Annotated in this window: 17 protein-coding genes; 7 read left to right on the top strand and 10 right to left on the bottom strand. The window is 54.5% G+C overall.

Annotated features, from left to right (window positions below; translation table 11 throughout):
- Positions 1 to 17 precede the first annotated feature (17 nt).
- Positions 18 to 5,279, top strand: coding sequence for a DNA repair ATPase (locus tag FFI61_RS09420; protein ID WP_200370068.1), 5,262 nt, complete (start codon positions 18 to 20; stop codon positions 5,277 to 5,279).
- A 30-nt stretch (positions 5,280 to 5,309) separates the two neighbouring features.
- On the opposite strand, the gene FFI61_RS09415 is transcribed toward FFI61_RS09420, so the two are convergent.
- Genes FFI61_RS09415 through FFI61_RS09405 form a run of 3 tightly spaced genes read right to left on the bottom strand, consistent with a single transcriptional unit; the run spans position 5,310 to position 8,477 of the window.
- Positions 5,310 to 5,894 (bottom strand): biotin transporter BioY, encoded by a 585-nt coding sequence (locus FFI61_RS09415; RefSeq protein WP_227714800.1) that lies wholly within the window; start codon positions 5,892 to 5,894, stop codon positions 5,310 to 5,312.
- A gap of 45 nt (positions 5,895 to 5,939) precedes the next feature.
- Positions 5,940 to 7,034: a rhomboid family intramembrane serine protease gene (locus FFI61_RS09410; protein WP_200370066.1), complete on the bottom strand. Its 1,095-nt coding sequence runs from the start codon at positions 7,032 to 7,034 to the stop codon at positions 5,940 to 5,942.
- A 30-nt stretch (positions 7,035 to 7,064) separates the two neighbouring features.
- Positions 7,065 to 8,477, bottom strand: coding sequence for an NAD(P)/FAD-dependent oxidoreductase (locus tag FFI61_RS09405; protein WP_200370065.1), 1,413 nt, complete (start codon positions 8,475 to 8,477; stop codon positions 7,065 to 7,067).
- 141 nt (positions 8,478 to 8,618) lie between these two features.
- Here FFI61_RS09405 and FFI61_RS09400 point away from each other — a divergent pair, with 141 nt between their 5' ends.
- The 6 genes from FFI61_RS09400 to FFI61_RS09375 all read left to right on the top strand — a co-directional run bounded on the left by FFI61_RS09400 (position 8,619) and on the right by FFI61_RS09375 (position 16,980).
- The gene (locus FFI61_RS09400) at positions 8,619 to 9,062 is read left to right on the top strand and encodes a DUF4124 domain-containing protein (protein WP_200370064.1); all 444 of its coding nucleotides are present in this window, start codon (positions 8,619 to 8,621) and stop codon (positions 9,060 to 9,062) included.
- A 56-nt stretch (positions 9,063 to 9,118) separates the two neighbouring features.
- Complete coding sequence (locus FFI61_RS09395) at positions 9,119 to 10,231, top strand: AI-2E family transporter (RefSeq protein WP_200370063.1); 1,113 nt, start codon at positions 9,119 to 9,121, stop codon at positions 10,229 to 10,231.
- A 110-nt stretch (positions 10,232 to 10,341) separates the two neighbouring features.
- A complete protein-coding gene (locus tag FFI61_RS09390) occupies positions 10,342 to 11,487 on the top strand; it encodes a zinc-binding dehydrogenase (protein WP_200370062.1) in 1,146 nt (381 codons plus the stop codon).
- The gene (locus tag FFI61_RS09385; RefSeq protein ID WP_200370061.1) at positions 11,484 to 12,527 is read left to right on the top strand and encodes a proline racemase family protein; all 1,044 of its coding nucleotides are present in this window, start codon (positions 11,484 to 11,486) and stop codon (positions 12,525 to 12,527) included. The genes FFI61_RS09390 and FFI61_RS09385 overlap by 4 nt, the downstream gene beginning before the upstream one ends.
- A 155-nt stretch (positions 12,528 to 12,682) precedes the next feature.
- Positions 12,683 to 13,888: an efflux RND transporter periplasmic adaptor subunit gene (locus FFI61_RS09380; RefSeq protein WP_200370060.1), complete on the top strand. Its 1,206-nt coding sequence runs from the start codon at positions 12,683 to 12,685 to the stop codon at positions 13,886 to 13,888.
- Positions 13,885 to 16,980, top strand: coding sequence for an efflux RND transporter permease subunit (locus tag FFI61_RS09375; RefSeq protein ID WP_200370059.1), 3,096 nt, complete (start codon positions 13,885 to 13,887; stop codon positions 16,978 to 16,980). Before FFI61_RS09380 ends, FFI61_RS09375 begins: the two co-directional genes overlap by 4 nt.
- Positions 16,981 to 16,989: 9 nt before the next feature.
- Here FFI61_RS09375 and FFI61_RS09370 read toward each other — a convergent pair whose 3' ends face one another.
- The 7 genes from FFI61_RS09370 to FFI61_RS09340 all read right to left on the bottom strand — a co-directional run bounded on the left by FFI61_RS09370 (position 16,990) and on the right by FFI61_RS09340 (position 23,980).
- Positions 16,990 to 17,817: an ABC transporter permease subunit gene (locus FFI61_RS09370; protein ID WP_200370058.1), complete on the bottom strand. Its 828-nt coding sequence runs from the start codon at positions 17,815 to 17,817 to the stop codon at positions 16,990 to 16,992.
- Positions 17,810 to 18,739 (bottom strand): ABC transporter permease subunit, encoded by a 930-nt coding sequence (locus FFI61_RS09365; RefSeq protein ID WP_227714799.1) that lies wholly within the window; start codon positions 18,737 to 18,739, stop codon positions 17,810 to 17,812. The genes FFI61_RS09370 and FFI61_RS09365 overlap by 8 nt, the downstream gene beginning before the upstream one ends.
- A gap of 4 nt (positions 18,740 to 18,743) precedes the next feature.
- On the bottom strand, positions 18,744 to 19,862 hold the full coding sequence (gene potA / locus FFI61_RS09360; RefSeq protein ID WP_200370057.1) for a polyamine ABC transporter ATP-binding protein: 1,119 nt from the start codon (positions 19,860 to 19,862) through the stop codon (positions 18,744 to 18,746).
- A 4-nt stretch (positions 19,863 to 19,866) separates the two neighbouring features.
- Positions 19,867 to 20,973: a polyamine ABC transporter substrate-binding protein gene (locus FFI61_RS09355; protein ID WP_200370056.1), complete on the bottom strand. Its 1,107-nt coding sequence runs from the start codon at positions 20,971 to 20,973 to the stop codon at positions 19,867 to 19,869.
- A 316-nt stretch (positions 20,974 to 21,289) separates the two neighbouring features.
- Positions 21,290 to 21,520 carry a hexameric tyrosine-coordinated heme protein gene (locus FFI61_RS09350; protein ID WP_200370055.1) on the bottom strand — a complete coding sequence of 77 codons (231 nt, stop codon included), beginning with the start codon at positions 21,518 to 21,520 and terminating at the stop codon, positions 21,290 to 21,292.
- A gap of 65 nt (positions 21,521 to 21,585) precedes the next feature.
- Positions 21,586 to 22,275 (bottom strand): aspartate/glutamate racemase family protein, encoded by a 690-nt coding sequence (locus FFI61_RS09345; protein ID WP_200370054.1) that lies wholly within the window; start codon positions 22,273 to 22,275, stop codon positions 21,586 to 21,588.
- A 79-nt stretch (positions 22,276 to 22,354) separates the two neighbouring features.
- Entirely contained in the window at positions 22,355 to 23,980 is a 1,626-nt protein-coding gene (locus tag FFI61_RS09340; protein WP_200370053.1) for a phytoene desaturase family protein, read from the bottom strand.
- Between the last annotated feature and the right edge of the window lie 4 nt (positions 23,981 to 23,984).

Here is a 23,984-nt window from a genome sequence, read left to right as displayed (position 1 = left end):
GTTCAGGATGATTTGGTATGTCGACGGATCGCACCGGCCTCGAGAGCATTGTTCAGGAAGGTTCTGCCTTCGAAACCATTCAGCGTCGCCTGAAAGAGCAGGGCGGTCAGCTTCGCGAGCAGGTGTCGGGGCTGAATCAGGCCCGGGAAGATATTTTCGGAAGCGCTGGCATGAACGTGCTGGGGCGTGCCCGGGTCAGAACTGAAAACAACGCCATAGCCCGGGATGTAGTGCGCCTTGGTGACAAGCTGTTGTTCGGTTTTAACCTGCAACTGGGGTTGCGCAAAACCCTGGAGCTTGAGGACGTCTTCTGCCTGTATCACCTGAACGATGGTGACGGCGGCTTTGAAATGACAGAGGCCGCGATTGAGGGCACTTTCCTGAAAGATGGCCGCTTTGCCACCGACTTCCGGGAACTTCAGCAATATTACAACACCGCCACTCTGTCTCAGCTGACGATCCTTAAAGGCATGCTGCTGATGGTATTTCGCATCGGTGACAAGCTCAGTGATCTTCGGGTATTTCGCTGGGAGCTGAAGCCTGATGGTGAGGTAAACCGCTACATTGACAACCGGGGCGAGCGGGATCTTAGCTTCCCCGACAGGTTCAGTTTTCCGTGGAAAACCGTCGGTCGTGACTGCCAGGTGCAGGGGCGGTCTCCGCACCTGAATATCGCTGATACGCTGTTTGTGGATAACCTCCGGGGCGAGATTACCTTCAAGGTAGAGAACAACACCGCTACAGGCGAAGGCATCTATGCAGATCCGGTAGACTCTGATTCCCAGTCCCTGGACGACGCTACCTTTGAGTACGCCGATCTGGGTGAAATTCTTCTGGTACGAATTCTTCCCTTCAACGAAAAGCACTGGCGCTACTACCTGTTCAATCGCACCCAGCGGAAAGTTGAGCGGGTCGATAGCATGGCCGGCTCTGTGGTGCCGCTTCCGGATAACCACGGTCTCATCTTCCCGTCAGGGTATTACCTCACCACAGGCGAGCTGAAAACCTTCCAGATTCCGGAAGGGGATTTTCGCCTCAAGCGTTCATTGAGAGCGCCCAACGGTGAGGATGTGCTTTACGTGTTTTTCGAGCAACTTACCGGGCAGGTGATTCTGTTCCGCTACAACCTGATCCGCAAACAGGCCGATGTACCGCTGATTGGTCATGGTTTTGCGCTCTTTGAAAATGGCCATCTGGTGGTTTTCAGCGCCGACAAGGAGCCCACTCTCGTTCATCCGCTGCAGGTTTGGGAAACGCCGTTTACCTCCGAGAACTTCCATGCACAGGCCAGCGTTGCCAACGACTCGGAACTGGCCCGCATCGGCAACCCGGATTTGGTTCGCGGCATCGCCGAGCTGAACACGGTGATTACTCTGGTGGAAGCCAATGGCGCCAGTGAGCGTCATTTCACCGCTTTGATTCGCACAGTAGACCGCGTTCTCGACCAGTTTTACTGGCTGGCTGCGAGGCAGGATGAAGCCTTGTTTTCGGGCCTGCATGAGCAGCTCTCCACCATTCGCAACACGGCCGAACTGGTGCTGGATGAGTATGAGAAAGTCCAGAGCATCCGGGCACAGACGGAAGCTGCAATCAGTGAAGTGGCAGATGTCCAGGGTGCCTTGATGCGGGATCTGAAACCGGACAGCTGGAAAGCGCCGGATCAGTTCGTGGGGTATCTGGCCAGGCTTCGGGAACACCGGGGCCGGGTGCGAACGCTCAAGGATCGCCGTTACGCAGACGAAGCACGAATCGATGGTCTGGAGCAGGAGCTGGCGGAGGCAGAGGAGCGCCTGACCGAGCGCACCTTCCGCTTTCTAGCCTCCCCCGAAGCGCTGGAGGGCTACCGCAATACTCTGGCAGAACTGCAAGCGGAGCTGGTCAGTGCAGAAAGCCGGGATGTCCTGAAAAAAATTGTGGAGCGCTACCGGGAATTGACCACCGGGCTGGATATGATTCAGGGAATGCTGGCCTCTATGGCAGGTGATGATGCTGCGCTGGAAACTGCCATTACCGACAATATCTCCGGCATATATGCCAGCATCAACCAGCAGCGCTCGGAAGCAGAAATTCGCCTGAAAGAGCAGGGCAGTGCCGAGGCCCGGGCCCAGTTTGCGGCTCGCATCCGGTTGTTTGAACAAAGCCTGGCCAACGGTGTCAGCGCGCTTTCCGATGTGCGGGAATGCGATGGCCTGATGACCCGCATGCTTGACCAGCTGCAGGAACTGGAAAGCCAGTTTGGCGAGTACGATGAGTTTCTGGCTGCGGTTCTGGAACAGCGTGAAAACGCCCACGAAAGCATTGAAGCCCGGCGCCAGCAGCTTCAGGACCAACGGCAGCGCCGGGTGACCACACTCACTGACGCCGCTGAGCGCATACTGAAAAACGTCAACCGCCGTACCGAACGCTTTACCACCGTGGAGGAGCTGCATGCCTTCTTTGCGTCCGATGCCATGGTGGCGCGCCTGCGCAGCATGGCAAAGGAGTTGCGGGATCTGGGCTCGGCCATGGAAGCTGATGACTGCCTGGGACAGTTGAAAGCCGCCCAGGACACAGCCCTCAGAAGTGTGCGGGACAAAGCCGATATCTTTGAAGATGGCGGCGCCATTATCCGCCTGGGCAAACACAAATTCAGCGTGAACCAGCAGGAGCTCGATCTCACCCTGATCCCGCGGGATGACCATGTACTGCTGCACCTGACCGGTACCCAGTATTACGAACGGCTGGACGAACCGGAACTTGATCGCCTGCGGGGCTACTGGAACATGAGCCAACCGTCGGAATCCGACAAGGTTTTCCGGGGGGAGTATCTGGCGGCTCTGGTGATCGAAGAATTCCGGAAATCACCGAATTTGCCGGTTAACGTCGCCGATATTGCAGAACTTACTGGCTATATCCGCACATTTGCATCGCCCCGTTACCGCGAAGGCTATGAAAAAGGCATCCACGATCACGATGCCGCGCTGATTGTCAGCACCCTCTGGCCCGCCATTCAGAATGCCGGGCTGCTGCGATTCAGCCCCAATGCCCGGGCACTGGCCATGCTGTTCTGGGTGGATCTGGGCCAACAGCAGGTTCATGCCCGGCAATTGCGTTCCCGCTGTTTGTCGGCGGGTATACTCAGCCGCATGATGCAGTCCGGTGAGTTGCTGCAGGCTCTGGAGCAGGAGGTTGGGCCGAAGCTGTCAGAGTTTGTTGAAACTAATGGTCTCACCTTGACCGGAAAAGGCAGTGCCGAACGCACCTTGTTGAAATCAGCCGCCGAGTATCTGGTTTTGCAACTGGCCGAAGAATCGGAAACCTTCGAGGTCACCCGCTATGCCGGTGAACTGGCGGAAGGGTTTACCGAAGCCCTGAAACGGGATAACCAATTTACCCAGTACCAGAACGCCTTGAATGTTGTTGCCGACCAGCCGGCTGCACGCTGGAGCATCACCAGCCACTGGCTGAAAGCCTGGATGGGTAAAACAGACAGGCAACATCTGTTGCATTACCTGCCGGAAGTGGTGGCAGTGCTGAATGCCGGAGAGGCTATCACCACGGCGGTACGCAGTGTGGAGCTGGCGTTTCAGGTGGAGGGATTGCTGGGCCAGCACGGCAATATCAATGAGCGCACCCTGAGCCTGCAACTGGATGAGTACGAGGAGCGCCTGCGTTATCACCGGCAGGAAATCATTCCCGGCTGGGAGCAGTTGCAATCCGTTCGCCACAAGGTACTGGAGAAGTGGCGGGATCAACTGCGCCTTGAAGAATACCGGCCCCGGCCGCTGTCATCGTTTGTGCGCAACAAACTGATCAGCGAAAGCTACCTGCCGATCATTGGTGACAACCTGGCCAAGCAGATGGGTACCGCTGGCGAAGATCGGCGCACCGATCAGTCCGGCCTGTTAATGATGATCTCGCCGCCGGGTTACGGTAAAACCACCTTGATGGAATACGTGGCCAACCGGCTGGGTCTGATCTTTATGAAGATCAACTGCCCAAGTCTGGGCCACGAAGTCACCTCTCTGGATCCGGAGAAGGCACCGCACTCCACAGCGAAGGCAGAGCTGATCAAGCTCAACCTGGCTCTGGAAATGGGTAATAACGTGATGCTGTATCTGGATGACATCCAGCATACGCACCCGGAGTTCCTGCAGAAATTCATCTCCCTGTGTGACGGCACACGACGTATCGAAGGCGTATGGCGTGGCCGCACCAGCACTTATGACATGCGGGGCAAGCGCTTCTGCGTAGTCATGGCCGGTAACCCCTACACGGAAAGCGGCGAAGTGTTCAAAGTGCCAGACATGCTGGCAAACCGGGCGGACATCTACAACCTGGGCGATGTGTTGTCGGGTATGGAGTACGCTTTCGAATTGTCCTATATCGAAAACAGCCTCAGTGCCAACCGGGTGCTGGCACCCTTGGCTACGCGAGGCATGGCAGACTTCTACCGGTTTGCGGATCTGGCGGAAGGCAAGACTGTTGCAGATTCAGACTTCGAGCACGATTACAGCGCCGCCGAACGGGATGAAATCGTATCCCTACTGCAGAAAATGATGCGCGTGCGGGAAACCGTGCTGCGGGTGAACCAGGCATACATTGCTTCCAGCGCCCAAGCCGAGGCCTATCGCACGGAGCCCACGTTCAAGTTGCAGGGCAGCTATCGGAACATGAACAAGCTGGCGGAAAAACTGTCGCCGGTGATGAGTGATAAAGAGCTGGAAGCCCTGATTGACGATCATTACCAGGGTGAATCTCAACTGCTGACCCAGGGAGCAGAAGAGAACCTGCTTAAACTCAAGCAAATGCGCGGCACCATGACCGAAGCCGAAGCGGCCCGCTGGCAGGCTATCTGTGAAGAATATCGCCGGCGCCAGCAGGCGGGGGGCGATGAGGAAACCGGTGTGAAGGTTGTGCGTCAGCTTGGCCTCATAGCGGAGCAAATGCAGCAGTTGGGGCAACAGTTGGTCGCGGGCATGGCGAGTCGCAAAGACTCGGAGCCAGACCTGAATAAGGCCCTCGGCGAACTGTCGCGCTCTCTCGAAACCGGTCTGGCCGAAGGTTTACAGTCCGTGCAACTGAACCCGGCAGTAACAGTAAATCTGGATAGCCCACCTCAGGTAGGCGAAGCCCTCACAGCCTTCGCCCGAATCTTTGAGGAATCCATTGTTCCACTGGTAAAACTCATGGACGGCAAGCTGGGCCTGGATCTGAAAACCCAACGGGAAATGAGCCGGGTTTTGCGGGTGATTGGTGAGTTGCAAGAATCCGTAATGGGGCGAGAGTCCGGGAACTGAGTGTTGATGTTTGAGAGTTATATGGGGCCCTTAAAGGTTAGGGCCTCGGAATCTCAGCAAACGATCAACAATGAGAACCGTGCCAACCGCAAGGGCTGACTTTATAACGCCCCCAAGTAAGAACGGCAGAACACCTTTCAGGAATGCTTTTTCTGGCCCGATGGTAAATGACAACCATGCCCCGCCGAACCCAAGGCAAACGGTATGACCCAATAGCATCGCCAGGAAGGCCAGAACAATGTTTTTTGTGCTCCAGCCACGCTCAAAAAGCAAACCAACCACGGCAACGGCCAGTGGGAATGCAAACAGGTAGCCAGCAGTAGGCCCGGAGAAATAATCCAGCCCGCTGGAGCCTCCGGCAAGAACCGGAAGCCCCAGAGCTCCGAGGCTCAGCCACAGGATTGTTGAGGCGGCACCAAGTTTCCAGCCGAGAAGTCCTGCAGCAGTGAGGAGTACATAGGTTTGCGCGGTGATAGGTACCGGCACCATGGGTATCTCGATGTAGGATGCTACAGATAAGCACAGAGCTGTGATTACGATGACAACCAGTTTCCAGCTTACTGACTGGCTATATGGATCAAGAGGGCTGAAGCCTTGGCTTGGTACAGGTGTCATCATTTTCCCTTGTTTGGAATGTTGTTTCTCAATGAGCCATGCATCTCACCGACGCACCACAGCCTCTGGTTGATTCAGCATCGCTATCAGTGGGTTCTTTCGTAGTACATAATCTTTGAGCAAGTAGCCCAGCAGCAATCCCAAGGCAAATCCGCCCAAATGTGCGACCCAAGCCACACCGCCTTGGCCGGAGATCATGCCTGCAATGTTAATCAGGCTCCAGATCAGGAAGTACCAATGGGGTGCAAGCTTCTTTTGGTAAATAACAATCATGAAGGTCAGGCTGGCATGGCGGAACCACACCAGATAGAGGCCGAACAGGGCTGCAATAGCACCACTGGCGCCAACCAATAGCAGAGGACCTTGGCTGGTATTGAACAGTAGCAGTTCTGCCAAGGCTGCCATCATGCCGGCAAACAGGTAGATAGCCAGAAACGCGCCGTGTCCCAGCGCGTCTTCAAGGTTGTCGCCAATAATCCAAAGGAAATACATGTTGCCAACCAGGTGCATCAACCCGCCGTGCACAAACTGATAGGTCAGTAGCTGCAGTACAAAGTGTGCGGGGTTTTGGGTGTCCGAGTTCAGGGCCAGATTCATGAATATCCATTCACCGGCCTCCGGCGACAACACACCAACACCAAAAATCAGACTGCACAGGACAACCAGTGTGCGGGTGACCCAGGGCGTGCGCTGCGGCGCTACGTTGTACTCCGCTGGCATGGCAGTCAGGAATTGGAACAACCAGGATTTCCAGGACACTTTTTGGTTCAGCTCCGTAAGCGCCTGCTTCAGTTTGGGTGAATGCATTACCTGATCTATTTCATGCTTGTCGAGCCAAACACCATCGCAAGCCGGGCAGCAGTCGATCTCGGTGGTGTAGTGCACCAACAGCTGATAGTGGGTCATGGAGACGCGGCAACTGATACACAGGCGTTCGCTGACACGCAGCGCAGGGCCCAGGTGAAGCTCGTGATCGTACTGGTCTATGCAATCGTGTTCTTGAGCAATGGCCTGGTTTAGCGAGCCATCTTCAAACCACAATCCTTGGCATTGTTTACAGCCTAGTATGTTCGGATTGCTGGTGGGCCTCAGGCCCTGAGTGTTACATGAGGGGCAGTATTTAGTCCGTGCCTTGGGCATGAAATCCTTTTCCTGATTCAACAGTGTGTGTCACTGAGTTTGTTGGGATGAGTTATTGCTCGTTTGAATCCGTTTGCTTCGAAGCTCCCGCTCCTCGAATCGGTCAATGCCTTTGAGAGCGCTGGTAATTGCTTTGACACCAATAAAAGGAAGCAGGTTGCCAGGAGGCACCGAAATGGCCTTCCTGTTAACGATCCAGAACCGGCTTAGTTCGCTGTCCACTCCGGAAATGAGGTCTGCAATCAGCCGGCCGTTCAACTGTGTAAGCGATACGCCGTGTCCGATACAGCCAGTTGAATAGATAATATTATGATCCCCGATAAATCCTATTTCAGGAACCATGTCGAAATTGGCCGACACCGCACCGCCCCATTTGTAATAGATTTTTTTATTTTTAAGCGATGGGAACAGCCAGCGAAAGTGCGCTTCCAAATCTTGCCAGACGCCGGGATCATGCCATTTAACCATGGCATCTCCATATTCAAAGCCAATACTTCCACCGCCCATCGTGATGCGACCACATTTGGTGATTCGTAAATAATGAACCAGCTGGCGATTGTCTTCGATCGACATGCGGTCGCGCCAGCCCAATGTTTCCCATTCATCTTTTGTTAGGGGCTCAGATACAATCTGGTAAGTCCAAACTGCCCGCTGCCGGCTTCGTAGCTTGCGAGGCCCAGGCAGTGTGTGGGTCCATGCATTTGTCGCCAGAACCAGCTTCTTCGCATGAATTGTCGCATTCGACGTTTTGACCACTATGCCGTCATCTGATCTGCGAATATCGGCTACCGCCGAATTTTCATAGATCTTTGCTCCAGCCTCTTCGGCCAAAGTCTTTAATGCTCGAACGTGTTTGCACGGGTCGAGAATTCCGGTTTCTGGTTCGTAAATCGCGGCGCGAATATGAGGCGCATTCAGCTTCTCTTTCACCTCATCCTGCTGATAAAAAAAGTAACTTCCGTCCTTTGCCAGATCACATAGCAGACGATAGGTGCTTTTCAGCCGTTTCTCCTGCCGCTCGGTGTAGGCAACTCGCCACATGCCGGTATGTTCATAATCGGAATCCAGGCCTTCGTTGTCGATCAGTTCGTGAACGTAGGCTACCGCTTTCTGCATGTATTCCTGAGCTTCTCGCGCCTTCTTCTTGCCCCACCTAAAAACGGTAGTCTCCGGCTCCATCCCGAATAAGGACATGCTAAAGCCGCCATTTCGACCCGAAGCGCCAAAGCCGACTTCATTCGCATCCAGCACCATAACGTTTAGCTCGGGCTGATCGCGTTTCACCTCTCTGGCAGCGGTTAAACCAGTGTAGCCGGCCCCGACTATGAGAACGTCGGTGGCATAGCTGCCTGCAGGTAAAGGATCATTCGGGTGATAGGCCCCGTATTTGTGCTGCCAAAATGAATAATTTTTGGCCATGTCGTCCAGGGCGCTGGTTGTCATACAGACTCCGTTTTTTGCCTGAAAATATACACGTCATGCGCCTTTACTCAAGCATTATCCGGATTCGCTTTTAGCAGCCAAGTAAGTTCTCAAAACCAGTGTTAACATGTGTACGTATCATCCGCAGGGAGAGCAAAATTCATGAAGGGACTCATAGCCACACTTATACTGTTAGCAACGTCAATCGCCCAAGCGGGCGCCTACCGCTGGGTTGATGAGAATGGTCAGACTCACTTCGGTGATCGGCCACCTGCTAATGCAGTCACCAAAGAAGTGCGCCTGGAAAAGGCCCAGCCATCTATTGATGCAACAGCTCGTGAGCGTAAGCAGCGGGTAGATGAGTTCCTTCGGCAAAGTGAGAAGGAGCGAGCGGCCCGGAAAGAAGCTGAAGCTCAACAGGAGGCAAAAGCTGAGAAGCTTCGAGTTCATTGTGAGCGCATGGAGGCACGGCTGAAGCACCTGAATAATGTTTCCGGGATTTACCAGCTGAATAAAAATGGCGAGCGGGTCTTCGTAAACGATGAAGAAAACGAGCGCATTCGTGAGGAGTTTCGAGCCCGCGTGCACAGAGAATGTAATATTTGAATCTGCCTGGCCGCAGCCTTATTGTGACTTCTGACTGACAGGTATACGGATATCTTATGGAAAACGAAAAGAAAACGGCTGAGCAGGGCAGCACAAAACCTGAAAAGACCTTGGCTGATCTTTCCACACCTATCTACGGGCTGTTTATCCTGGGTGTGCTTTATACCCTGTACCTCGCTCACCAAATAATACTGCCGATTGTTTTGGCACTTCTAACGAGTTTGCTGTTGTCTCCACTGGCCACTCGCATGTGTTCAGGGCTGCGTATTCCTCGGGTGGTCAGTTCGCTGATTCTGGTGTTGCTGGTGCTTGCAGGCATTGCTGGCGTTACTATGGCCGTCGCCACGCCGGCGTTGGAATGGGCGGGTAAAGCTCCCGAGGGTATTTCCCGTTTGCTGGTGGGTGAAAGTGAACTCAAGCGACAGATCAGCAAGGTCACTGAGTCGGCACAGAAGGTGGAGGACTCCGTAAACGAGCTCTCGGACAGTGGCGGTAAAAAAACAACGGCAGAACCAACAACGGTCGTTCTGCAAACCGACTCCTGGCGCGCCCAGCTTATGAATAAAGCCCGTGATGGCATTGCGGGGCTTGCGCTTGCCATGGCACTTACATACTTCTTGTTGGTTAGCGGTGACAGGTTGGTACTTAATTTCGTGCGCCAGTTGCCGAGACATCACCGCAGAACCGTGCTGCGCATTAGCAGGGACTCCCAGCATCAGATTGCCCAGTACCTGGCGGTATTAGGCATAAGCAATACATCGGTCGGCGTGGCGACGGGTCTTATGGCCTGGGCTGTTGGCCTGCCAGACCCGGCAGTGTGGGGGCTGGTGGCAGGCCTTGCGCGTTTTATTCCTTATCTGGGTGTTATTCTAACCATCCTGCTGCTGGCAGTTGTTTCCGCGGTGAGCCTGGATACTTTGTGGATGATGGCGATTGCACCCTTAGGTTATCTTGCCCTGACCACCATGGTAGGTTTCTTCATCGAGCCGTGGATACACGGTTTTCGCATGGCGATTAACCCCGTTATTATTTTTGTTTCGATCTTCTTCTGGGGCTGGCTCTGGGGGCCTGTAGGCGTATTGCTTGCAGTGCCACTGATGACCGTAATTCAGGTGGTTCTGAAGCAGATTCCCAAGTTGCGGCCTATCTATAAGGTGATTGCCCGTTAGTGTGGCACCAGATTCTGGTGGGCGCTCTCGTCTCTCCCTGACACATGAATGAATGTCTCCTATCCTGAAGAGAGACCTTACATTCCTCAGGCAGGGACGATCATTCACTTATGATCCCGAATACCATGAAAGCCATGGTTCTTACCGGTCATGGCGATATCGAGAAGCTTGAATATAAAAACGTGCCCACGCCTTCTCCCGCTCGGGGAGAGGTGCTGGTTCAGGTAACAGCGACTGCCAAAAACAACACCGACCGAAAAGCCCGGGAAGGGCTGTATCCCACCAAAAAGGGAGAAACCACCTCGTTTCAGATGGGTGGTAAGCCCACGTTAATTTTCCCCCGTATTCAGGGTGCTGATATTGCTGGCCATGTTGTGGCCGTAGGCGAGGGTGTTGATCCCGGCCGCATTGGTGAGCGAGGTTTGTTGGATTTCAATATCTACGCAAATAGCCGCCCAGACATAAATCTTACCCCTGACTATTACGGCCATGGTGCAGATGGCGGGTACGCAGAGTACGTCGCTGTTCCTTCAAGCCAGTTCCACTATATACCGAATAAAGATCTGGCGGATGCACAGCTCGCGGCAATGGGGATGTGCTCATATCAGACTGCCATGCATATGCTCACCTCTGCTCATGTGGCAGCTGGAGAGCGAGTTCTCGTCACCGGTGCAAGTGGCGGTGTTGGCACCGCGCTGATACAACTGTGCCGGATCATGGGAGCCGTACCCTATGCGCTGAGCACGCCAGATAAAGCTGCGGCTCTCCTGGAGCTGGGTGCAGAATCCGTACTCGACCGCTCCGATATGGACAGCTTTGTGGAGCGGGTAAAGGCCCGAACCGGTGGCAAACCCCTTGATGCGGTTATGGATCTGGTGGGGGGCGACATGACCGACCGCTTCATCGACGCCATGATCTTCGATATGAACGCCCGCGAAACCTATCCTCGCCTGAGTATTGCCGGTGCCAGTGGCGGAAATGTCAGTGAAATCCTTTGGACGCGTATTTACCTGTATCAGGTGCAGATCTTTGGGGTTTCTCACGGCACCCGAGAGGAAGCAGAGCAGTTGATCGAGTGGATTCGGGGAGGCCAGCTCAAGCCCGTTCTCCACGGCGCTTTCCGGCTTTCGGAACTGCACCAGGCGGAGCGTTACTTTATGAGCCGTGGCAGCAATTATCTCGGCAAGATTGTCATAGTTCCAGATTCACAGTGGGAAACGCACGGCAAACCCTGGTCTTTGGAGGATAGCGCGTGAAACAGGAACTCACTATTCAGCTTATGGACACCCATGCCGGTGGCGATGTCAGCCGCATTGTGACCGGTGGTATTGATACTTTGCCGGGTGACAGTGTGCGGGCCCAAATGAAGTATCTTCGTGACCACGCCGATGGCTTGAGAAAACTGTTGCTGGAAGAGCCCTATGGCATACCCGAAATGTCTGTGGATTTGTTGGTTCCTCCTTCCGACCCACAGGCAGCGGCCGGTTACATCATCATGGAGGTGATGGGCTACCCGATTTACTCCGGTTCCAACACGATCTGCACCGCAACAGCCGTGCTCGAGGCTGGAATCGTGCCAAAGAAGGAAGGTAAACAGAACTTTATCCTGGAGTCGCCTGCTGGCTTGGTGCGCATCGATGCACTGGTTGAAAACGGCGTGGTTGAAGCGATTACCTGCGAAGGCCTGCCAAGTTACATAGACACCTATCGCGCGACTATTGAAGTGCCATCACTCGGCACGGTCACCTATAGCGTGGCATACAGCGGCGGGTTCTACGCACTGGTGGATGCTGAAGCCCTGGGATTCGATCTCATTCTGAATGAAGAGCGCAAGCTTGCAGACGCTGCTTACGCGATTGTTGAAGCGATACGGGCAGAACGAGTGTTTTTTCATTATACCCTGGGCGATGTGGGCCCTTTGCCATTTCTGCATTTTATGGGGCCGGTACATCAGGTTGCAGATGGCCATTACCACTCCCGCTCAGCGACCTATGTGCATCCGGGCGTTATCTGCCGAAGTACAACCGGCACAGGCACCTCGGCCCGGCTAGCTCTGATGAACCATGAAGGGCTTATCCGCCCAGGCAACAAGCTTGAAACTGTATCTTTGCGGGGGACAAGCTTTGTTGGTGACTTCTCTGCTGCAGAGCAAGTAGGTGATTATCAGGTTGTGAAAAACAATATAACCGGGAAGGGGTACGTGATAGCGCATTCAGATATTGTGGTGAATTGCGAGGACTCACTGGTGCAATGCGATGGGCTCCGCCACATTCTCAGCAGCCGTTCTTGTGATTGATCCATACGTACGTAAATGCCTGTTTTAGTGGATTTATCTATTCACTTAGTAAGTTAGCATGCTTATAATATATTAATTCTTTAAACTACCGTGCCATGGGCGCCCGTATCATCTAATTTTAAAAGCCCAGCACGCTTATTAACCAGGGAATATAAATGCTCAGCGTCTCATCACGATTTTCATTAAAGCAAGCCCAGTGGACGTTACTGGCTGCTTTTGCATCTGTAATTTTAGCTGGTTGTTCTGAGCCCGCTGCGCCTGTTAAGGCACCTCCACCCTCGGTCTCTGTTGTTGTGTTGAAAAGCACAGAGGTGCGGCCTTCACGTGATTTTGTGGCGCGCACGGCAGCGTCTGCAAAGGCAGGTCTTACCCCACGTATTGAAGCTGAAATCAAAGAGATACTCTTTCGCGAAGGTTCCCGGGTCAGTAAAGGGGATATCCTGGTTCGATTGGAAGCTACTCGTGCTAATGCGGATATCCAGCAGACCAAAGCTGAATTAACGGCGGCCAGAGCGGAGCTTGAATCCGCCCGGAGAAACCTCCAGCGAGGAGAAGAAGTCGCGAGCAAGGGATACCTTTCTGATGCCGACCTGGACAAACTCAAAGACCGTTTTAATGCTGCAGAGAGCCGTTTGGAAGCAGCCGGTGCTGCCGTTCAAAGAGCCGAGCTCACTTTGGAATATACAGAAATCAGAGCCCCGTTTGACGGCTGGATAGGCAGGCTGAATTACGACGTGGGTGCTGTTGTCAGTCCCGCGACAGGGCCGATTGCCGACATTCTGGTAACTGACCCGATCTATGTGGAGTTTCAGCTTGATGAATCTGATTATGTCGCGTTTCGTCGCGCAGGCAGCGCCTCAGATGAAGATGTTGCCAGCTCACTATCCCTGCGGTTGACTCTGCCAGATGGCGGGATCTACAACCAGGAAGGCGTAGTGAGCTTTGCAGACGTGCAGACCAATGAAAGTACGGGCACAGTGAATATGCGGGCAGTGTTCCCCAATCCTGATGCAGTTCTGCTTCCCGGATTGTACGTAACGCTTCGCATTGAAGGTCGGGCGGGTGAAGCACAGGTCCTTGTACCGCAGGTAGCGATTCAGGAAACCATAGAGGGCAAGTTTGTATTGGTTGTAGATGAAGAGCAGATGGTTTCCCAGCGCTTCATCCAAACCGGGCCGCGTATTGGAGCCATGCTGACCGCGGAGAGTGGCCTTGAAGTGGGCGAGAGAGTGATTGTTGAAGGGCTCCAGAAAGTTCGCTCAGGGGTAACTGTCAGCCCCGTCCCGAGCCAGATAAACACGGAAACCGGTGTGCTGACCAGTGCTGAAGAGCCCGCTAAAGAAGGTGAGGCTGCACAATGATCAGCAGTACTTTTATTCACCGCCCTAAATTTGCCTTTGTTATCTCCATCCTCATAACGATGGCCGGACTTTTGGCGTTGCAGGTGCTGCCCGTCAACATGTATCCGGACATGGCGCCGCCCCAAATTCAGGTAACGGCGGTACTTCCGGGGGGCAGCGCGCAAATTGTAGAGGAGGCGGTTGTTCGCCCGATTGAGCAGCAGCTCAATGGTGTCGAGGGCATGATTTATATAGAGTCGACATCATCCGACGATGGCACTGCAAGTATTAAACTGACCTTCGAGAGTGGCACAGATACCGATATTGCGCAGGTAAACGTGCAGAACCGGGTGGCACTGGCCGAGCCCTTTTTGCCCCAAGAGGTCCGGCGGCAAGGGGTGACTGTCAGCAAACAAAGCGGCAACATGCTGATGGGCGTTAACCTCGTATCGGATCGCCCCGACCTGGACGCTGTGTTCTTGAGCAACTACGCCTCAAGCAACCTGATTGAAGAGCTGGGGCGAGTGCCGGGTGTTGCCTCTGCAGAAGTAATGGGCGCGAAAGACTACAGCATGCGCATATGGCTTGATCCCCGGCGCATGAAATCCTTGCGGGTTACAGTGGCTGAGGTGGTTGCCGCGCTGCAGGAGCAGAACCAGATTGTTGCTGCCGGCAAGCTGGGGCAGTCCCCGGTTCCTGAAGGTCAACAATTTGTGTACAGCATTCAGAGCAAGGAGCGGTTATCCGACCCTGATGAGTTTGCCCAGATGATTATCCGGGCAAAGCAGGATGGTGGCTTTCTGCGCCTTAACGATGTCGCGCGTATCGAACTGGGCACGCGGTCATACACATCTACGGCCAAGCTGAACAACCAGGATACCGCGTTTATCGTGATCTACCAGCTACCGGACGCCAACGCGCTCGAAGTCGCTGATAAGGTGAAAGCGACCGTAGAAGGCTTCGCTCAGACCTTTCCGGATGGTGTCACCCACAGCGTATTGTTCGATTCTACCAAGTTTATTAGCGCGTCAATCAGAGAAGTTGTGATCACGCTGATTCAGGCTATCGGGCTGGTTATCCTTGTGGTGTTTCTGTTTCTGCAGAACTGGCGCGCTACCTTGGTGCCCGCCATTGCCATACCCGTCTCCCTGATTGGTACCTTTGCGATCATGGCGGTGATGGGCTACTCGATAAACATCATTACCTTGTTCGGTTTGGTACTTGCCATCGGCATTGTGGTAGATGATGCCATTGTGGTGGTGGAGAACGTCGAGCGCATACTGCAGGAAGAAAAACTGCCCATCAAGGAAGCCGTCTCCAAGGCGATGGAGCAGGTAACGGGGCCAATTGTTGCTACGACTCTTGTTCTGTTGGCTGTATTTGTACCTGTCGCTTTCATGCCTGGAATAACGGGTAAGCTGTACCAGCAGTTCTCCGTAACGATCTCAGTGGCAGTCATCATTTCATCCATCAACGCGCTGACTCTCAGCCCGGCCCTGTGCGCAACCTTGTTGGGTGGCGGCACCAAACCGGTCCGGTGGCTGCAGCCTGTTGAGCAGTTGATTTCAGTCAGTACCAAAGGCTATTCGAGCCTGGTGTCAAGCCTGCTACGCAAAGGGATTGTCGCTGCGATCGTGCTCGCTGCCTTGTTGGTAGGTACTGCGGGCTTGTTCAAGTCTGTGCCGATGGCATTCGTGCCTCCGGAAGACCAGGGCTTCCTGTTTGTAGACGTGCAACTGCCGGTTGCTGCGTCTCTGGAACGCACTGACACAGTGCTCAGTAAAGTAACAGACATGGTTTTGGACGATCCGGCTGCTATCGACTTCATTTCGGTTTCGGGCTTCTCTTTGTTGGGGGGCGCAGGCTCTCATAATGGCTTGGGCATTGTGGTGCTCTCCGATTGGGCCGAACGAGAGACTCCCGAGCTCGGGCTTGGTCAAACGATACCGCGTTTGTATTCACGGCTGGCCACTATTCCCGAAGCCCAGGTGATGGTGTTCAATGCCCCGCCCATTCCCGGGATTGGTGTTTCAGCAGGTTTTGATTATCGCTTGCAGGACAACCTGGGCCGAGACGTTTCAGAGTTGGCTCAGGTAATGAACGGGTTGATTTATGAGGCTAACCAGCAGGAAGGGTTGTCGCGGGTATACAGTACCTATCGGGCCAACATTCCTCAGTATCTGCTTGAGGTGGATCGAAACAAGGCAAAGGCGCTGGGTATTCAGCTGTCTGATATATTCTCTACCTTGCAGGCTCAGTTAGGTTCGTTGTATGTGAATGATTTTACCCGCTTCGGGAAAAACTACCGGGTACAACTACAAGCTGAGGGTGAATTCCGCAAAGGCCCGGAGGATTTGTCCTATTACTCTGTTCGGAACCGGGACGGCGATATGGTGCCGCTATCCACCTTGGCCACGTTGAAGCCGGTTCTTGGGCCTTCCAGCATTGCGCATTTCAACCTGAAGCGGTCGGTGACCATTTCCGGGGAGGCCGCACCCGGCTTTGCCAGCGGTGATGCAATTGCAACCATGACTGAGCTTTCAAAGCGCCTGCCCCAAGGCTACGAGTTCAGCTGGTCTGGCCAGAGCTTGCAGGAAATACAGGCGGGCAATCTGGCTATCGTGATCTTCATGTTGGCGATTGTGTTTGTGTATTTGTTTCTGGTTGCACAGTACGAAAGCTGGGCGCTGCCATTTGCAGTTATTGGTGCAGTACCCATCGCCATTTTTGGTGCCATGGCCGGCTTGTGGCTAACCGGGCTTGCCAACAACATATATGCTCAGGTGGGGTTGGTTCTGTTAATCGGTCTGTCAGCGAAAACAGCCATTCTGATTGTTGAGTTTGCCATGCAGCTGCGAAAGTCGGGCATGACCGCCACAGAAGCTGCCAACAAGGCTGCGGTGCTGCGGTTCAGAGCGGTACTGATGACCGCTCTGTCCTTCGTGCTTGGCGTGCTGCCACTTGTGTTAGCCACAGGTGCCGGGGCAGGCAGCCGCGTCAGCCTGGGTGTAACCGTGCTGAGCGGCATGATTGCTGCCACCGTGCTGGGAACGCTTCTGGTGCCCATCTTCTACAAATGGGTTCAGACGGTTCGGGATCGCAAGGAGGCCTGATTTTCCCGATCAGGAAAGGCGCCCACTGCGGCGCCTTTTTTCGTTTCTGCGCATCACGTACCAGGCGATAAACGCCACTAGCGATACGGTGAGAATAATCAGCGTGGCCAGCGCGTTGATCTTTGGGGATACACCCATGCGTACCGACGAGAACACCACCATGGGCAAGGTGGTGGAGCCGGGGCCGGATACAAAGCTGGCAATCACCAGGTCGTCCAGCGACAGGGTGAATGCCAGCAACCAGCCGGATACCAGGGCAGGCGCAATTACCGGCAGGGTGACCACAAAGAATGTCTTCAAGGGTGTGCAGCCCAGATCCATGGCGGCTTCCTCAATGGATCGGTCCACCTCTTGCAATCGTGCACTCACAACCACTGCCACATAGGCGCTGCAGAAAGTGGTGTGTGCAATCCAGATGGTCACCATTCCACGATCGGCCGGCCAGCCGGTCAGCTCAGCCAGCTGAACAAACAGCAGCAAGAGAGACAAGCCAGTGATGACTTCCGGCATAACCAGAGGTGCGGTAATCATGCCAGACAGCAGTGTTCGCCCCCGCATGCGTTTGAATCGGGTGATCACAAACGCACAGAGGGTGCCCAGGCACATGGCCATGCTGGCGGAGTAGAAGGCGATTTTAAGGCTCATCCACACAGCCGACAGTATTTGCTGATCCTGAAACAGGGCGCTGTACCAATGGGTCGAAAAACCGGCCCACACAGATACCAGCCGGGATGCGTTGAACGAATACACGATCAGCACAAACATCGGCAGGTATAAAAACAGCAAGCCCAGAACCAGCATGACTTTGGAGAAGCTGATACCCCGTGCATTAACCATTCTTCGACATCTCCCGACTCTGGAAGCGGTGGAACAATACAATCGGCACCAACAGCAGTGCCAGCATGACAATGGCCAACGCAGAGGCCACAGGCCAGTCGCGGTTGTTGAAGAACTCTTCCCACAACACCTTGCCGATCATCAGCGTATCCGGGCCACCCAGTAGTTCAGGAATCACAAACTCACCGACAGCAGGAATGAATACCAGCATACAGCCCGCCAAAATGCCGGCCTTGGATAAAGGCAGGGTAATGGCCCAGAAGGTAGTAATGCTGCGGCAGCCCAGGTCTGATGCTGCTTCCAGCAGGCGCAGATCCAGCTTCACCAGGTTGGTGAAAATGGGCAGCACCATAAACGGCAGGTAGGCATAGGTAATGCCGAGGATTACCGCAAAGTTGGTGTTCAGCATTTTTAGCGGTTCGTCGATCAACCCCAGCCAGAGCAAGAAGCTGTTCAGCAAACCCTGATTGCCGAGAATGCCCATCCAGGCGTAAACCCGAATCAGGAACGAGGTCCATGACGGCAGCATCACCAGCAACAGCAACACCAATTGCCAGTGTTTGGGCGCGCGGGCCATAGCGTAAGCCATTGGGTAGCCGATCAGCAGGCAGGCGATGGTGGAGATGAGTGCGGTTTTCACCGAGCCCCAATAAGCTGCAACGTACAGGCTGTCGGACAGCAGGAATAAATAGTTTCCGAAATTCACCACCACCGACAGGGTGTTTTCTGCCAGCCGGAATACCGGCTCGTAAGGCGGTATGGCCATCACGGCCGACGTCAGGCTGATTTTCAGGATCAGCGCGAACGGCAGCAGGAAAAACAGCAACAGCCACGCGAACGGAATGCCAAACAGCACCCGGCGGTGGAACAGCAATGTACGCACCCGCGCCGTCAAGGGCGCGGGAGTCGGGTTCTCGTTCATGGCATTAATTCCAAAGCAGGATGGGGCTGGAGGCTTCCCAGGAAACGAACACTGTGTCGCCCCAGGTTGGCCGTTCACCGCGGCGTTCCACGTTCGCCATGGTGGCCTGCACACGCTTGCCGCTGGCCAGCTTCACGTAATAGGAGGTGATGTCACCCAGGTACGCGATGTTCTCCACCGTGCCCTTGCTCCAGTTGAACTCACCGTCGGGCTTGTCTGGCGTCAGGTAGATTTTCTCCGGGCGCAGGGCAATCAGCGTGTTGGTGTTTTCTGCCGATGTGGTCACGCCGCGGTCAATGTATACCTGCGAATCCAGCAGGCCACTGGACAGCAGAATGCTGTCGGAGTTGTCTTCCTCGATGCTGGCCTCAAAGATATTCACCGAGCCAATAAACTCCGCCGTCATGCGGCTGTTCGGGCTTTCGTAAATATCGATGGGTGAGCCGACCTGGGCAATCTGTCCAAAGGACATAATGGCAATGCGGCTGGCCATGGTCATGGCTTCTTCCTGATCGTGGGTCACCATCAGGCAAGTGGCGCCCACTTTTTCCAGAATATCCACAAGTTCAAGCTGCATTTCTGTGCGTAGCTTTTTATCGAGCGCACCCATAGGCTCATCCAGAAGCAACAGCTTCGGGCGTTTTGCCAGTGAGCGAGCCAGCGCAACCCGCTGCTGTTGGCCACCGGAAAGCTGTTGGGGCCGACGCTTGGCGTAGGGCTCCATTTTTACCAGCTTGAGCATGGCCGCCACGCGATCGCGAATCTCGTCCTTCGGCAGCTTGTCCTGTTTCAGGCCCATGGCAATGTTCTGCTCCACGGTCATGTGCGGGAACAGTGCGTAGGACTGAAACATCATGTTCGTTGGGCGCAGGTAGGGAGGTAGGGCAGTTATGTCCTGACCATCCAGCACAATACGACCGCTATCTGGTGTCTCAAAGCCAGCCAGCATGCGTAGCAGTGTGGATTTACCAGAGCCGGAACCGCCCAGAAGCGCGAATATCTCGCCCTTGTGGATGTCCAGGCTTACGTCGTCCACCGCCAGTGTGCTGTCAAAGCTTTTTGATACGCCACGAATGCTGAGTAACACCTCCGCTTTCGCGGAGGTGTTGATTCCGTTAACCACGCCCTTAACGCCCGGACTTAACGCTGGTCCAGGTGCGGGTCATCAGGCGCTGTGTGTCCTGAGGCCGACCTTCCATGATGTAGAGCTTTTTCATCACATCATCCGTAGGGTAAATGCTGGTGTCGTTAAGGATTTCTGCATCCACAAATTCATCGGCTGCCTTGTTGGGGTTGGCGTACCACACATAGTTGGTCACCTCAGCGATGATCTCTGGCTTCATCAAAAAGTTGACCAGCTTGTGGGCATTTTCAACGTTCGGTGCGCCAGCCGGGATGGTCATCATATCGAACCACAACACCGCGCCCTCTTTGGGAATGGTGTAGCGGATTTCGTTGCCGTTTTTGGCTTCCTCGGCACGAGCAGCTGCCTGCAGGATGTCGCCGGAATAGCCGGCAGCCACGCACAGGTCGCCATTAGCCAGGTCGCCAATGTAGCGGGATGAGTGGAAGTAGGTGATGTTCGGCCGCACGGCCTTGATCACGTCGCCACCCTTTTTGATGTCTTCGGCGTTGTTGCTGTTCGGGTTCAAGCCGGCGTAGGCCATAGCAGCCCGCACCATTTCTTCGCCGGAATCCAGCATGGCAATGCCGCAGCCGCCTTTGGCCAGCTTGGCTGTTACTTCAGGATCAAATACCAGCGCCCAGGAATCTGTGGGTGCAGTATCGCCCAGGATTTTCTGGATGCGGCCAGCGTTGTAGCCATAGCCGTTGGTTCCCCAAAGATAGGGAATGGAGAACTGGCTGCCCGGGTCCACTTTTTCCAGTTGAGCCATCAGATCCGGATTCAGATTGGCCATGTTCGGCAGTTTGTCGTGATCCAGAGCCACAAAAGCCTTGGCAGAGATCTGCTTGGCAACGTAGTGGTTTGACGGTACGACCAGGTCGTAGCCAGAGCGGCCAGACAGTAGCGCGGCTTCAAGAACCTCGTTACTGTCGTAAACGTCGTAAACGACCTTTATGCCGGTTTCTTTGGTGAACTTCGCCAGGGTGTTTTCGGCGATGTAGTCAGACCAGTTATACACACGCACTTCTTCTGCTGCGATTGCAGAAGAGGCGCACAGAGACAGAGCAACGGAGGCGGCCAGCGCCTGTGGCTTACACAACTTGAACATTGGATAACGTCCCTCACTGAAAAGGGATGGATACAAAACGTGCAGGACGCACGCGGTGTTGTGCAGGTCTGCTGAGGGAAGGCCGCGGGTGCGACTCCTTTGAGGCTTGTCCTGGAAAACGGCGGTGGGGCTATAGCTTATGGAACCGACCGAATTCGGGCGATATTTAACACGAGAATGCGTGGCGCGCTACAAATATCTTGTTGGAGTGTGCGGGGGTTGTACCTATGAGAGCTTGCCGGCTTCAGAAACTACTCCCACGGTGCGAGAGTTGATGGCTCTTGGGCACCGTGAAAGAGTGCTTGAATGACCGATGTCATCCCCGCCAATAGTTGTTGGCTGTTGCTACCGTCTGAAAGTTTACAGCGATAACGTGGGAGGCAGCAGTCAAACCGTCGGCAGAGTTCGCGTATTCCGGCCTTAGCTTTTTCAGTGTATCCATATCCGGCTGAGTGTATTTCACGCCGCGACGGCTCAGGGTGATGGCAAGCTCATAGCCTTGCTGGGGAGTATCGGTAATCAACGAGGTTAGCCAAGTATCAGTCATTTTAAATACCTTTTTGTTTGGGTTTGCCGCAAGCATAGCAGACGATATGCGCTTTTGCGTATCACCTAAATCAAGGCAAGTTCCACTGCCTGAGTAGCATGGATCTCTGTTGTATCGTACAGCGCGACGGGCGTATCGGAGCCCTGGATCAGCAGACCGATCTCTGTGCATCCGAGAATCACGGCCTCAGCGCCACGAGCGGCAAGTGAATCGACGACATCAAGGTAAACCGTTTTGGAGTCAGGGCTTATGATGCCCTGGCATAATTCTTCGTAGATTATCCGGTGCACAGTGTCGCGTTCGTGGTCATCCGGAATGATGACATTGATCCCCTGTGCTTCCAGGCGCTCGCGATAGAAAGCTTGCTCCATGGTGAACCGGGTTCCAAGCAATCCTACCGATGTAATTCCATCGTGTATGAGCACTTTTGCAGTGGCATCTGCAATGTGGAGGAGCGGCAGACCACTGGCCAGCTCAACTTCCGGGGCGACCTTGTGCATGGTGTTGGTGCAAATCAGGAGAAAATCAGCCCCACCGGCCTTAATGGATTGTGCCGCGGACACCAGCAGTCTTTCCATCCCTACCCAATCGTCAGCACTCTGGAGTTGTGCAATCTCGGCAAAATCCAGACTGTTGAGAACAACCTTGGCCGAGTGCAGCCCACCGAGCCGTTCCCGTACTTGCTGGTTGATCAGGCGGTAGTAGGTCTGGGTTGATTCCCAACTCATTCCGCCGATTAATCCGATGGTTTTCATGAAGCCTCGAAAGTAATAGTAGGCGTGTCAGTTTTCGGCGCCACCCTTGACTTGGTGACGCCGAAGTTACTGATAGTTATTAGCCTACAAACATCTTTTTCGCCAGTGGAATGCCCTTAAGGCCACTCACAGCAACGGTTGTCAGCAGGCCGCCGAGCATGGCGCCCACTACTCCGGCGGTCATGATGTCCTGGCCGGTGAGGTACAGGCCGGGTATGCGGGTCTTGGGCTTTAGCCAGTCCTGCTCGAAGCGGTCGGGAGTATGGTCAAGGCCATAGATTTCACCTTCGCTGTAGCGGCAGAAATAGTCTGTGGACAGGGGCGTGGATAGCTCGTAGTAATCCACTTTGCCTTCCAGATGCGGGAACTTCTCGTAGAGCTTCGCAAGCAGGCGCTGGGAGTACTCTTCCTTCTTGGCTTCATAGTCTTCACCGCGTTTGCCCCAAGGCTTGTCGGCCCACTCCTCGTACCACTTGAAGGGGCCGGGTGCCACAATCTCAATGGTGGCGCGACCAGGATAGCGCTCCAGAAAGCTGGGGTCTTTCGCCGAGGGGAACGAAATATAGGTCAGCGAAATATCGCTGTTATCCGGATCTTCCTCGAAGTCTTTCACATGTTTTTCGTAGTCTGTGCCGGGGTAAATCCAATAGTTGGTTTTCGGCAGTCCCAGGTTCTCTGCAGTATCTTCCAGGCCGATGTACAGGCAATTGCTGGCCATGGAACGCTTAACGGTTTTGAGTTTGTCCTGATAGTAGTCCCATTCAGGCGCGTCTTTTGGCAGCAGCTTGTTGAAGGTGTTGAATACGCCTGCGTTGCTGATGATCAGTGGCGAGCGAATCTCTGCACCGTCGGCCATGCGAACGCCCACGGCTTTGCCTTTCTCGATGAGAATCTCGGTCACATCAGCGTAGGTAAAGACTTCACCGCCGCTTTGCTGAACTACCGGGATAATGGTCTTGGCCATTTCAGAGGCACCACCAATCGGGTAGTAGCCGCCGTGCAGGTAATGGCGGGCGATGAGTGAGTGCACAATGAAGCTGGATTGGGCTGGTGGCAGGCCGTTGTCGCCCCACTGGCCGGTAAGCACGGCAATCAGCTCCTGGTTGCTGGTGATGCCTTCAAGTACTTCGCGGGTAGGCTTGTTAAGGAACTCTGGCGCCTTACGTTTCGCAAGCATGCTTAGTGGTCCAAGAGCCAGGCTTGGCAATACCTTGCTCAGAACAACCGCCGGCATGGCCTTGGATACCTGGCGTAGATAACCCAGGTAGGTATCGATGGCCCTTTCTTCTTCCGGGAAAGCTTTCACCAGCTCGGCACGGAATTCCTCGGGGCCGGCAACCAGGTCCACATACTTTTCGCCTATGTAGATACGGTCGTAGTTGGCGTCCATTGGCGCCCACTTCAACTGACTGTCAGTGATGTGGTCAAACAACCGCTTGCCCAGTGTGTGGTCTGCGCCCATGTCACCAATGTAGTGCACGCCCACATCCCATTCGTACCCGTTACGGTCGTAGCTGTGGGTGAATCCGCCGGCAGTGTAGTGCTGTTCAAGAACGAGCACCTTTTTGCCCATCTTGCTCATGCAAGCAGCTGCGGTCAGGCCGCCGATGCCGGAGCCAATGATGATGGCATCGTAGGGGCCGTCCAGGCGCTTTTCACGATAACGTTTGCCGACTCGGAGGGTACTGGGTTTTGGGCTGCTCATTGAG

Origin of the sequence: Marinobacter sp. DY40_1A1 (genome assembly GCF_016597815.1) — a bacterium.
GTDB lineage: Bacteria > Pseudomonadota > Gammaproteobacteria > Pseudomonadales > Oleiphilaceae > Marinobacter > Marinobacter xiaoshiensis.
Note: the sequence above shows the minus strand (reverse complement) of the source record. Positions and strands in the feature narration are given on the sequence as shown.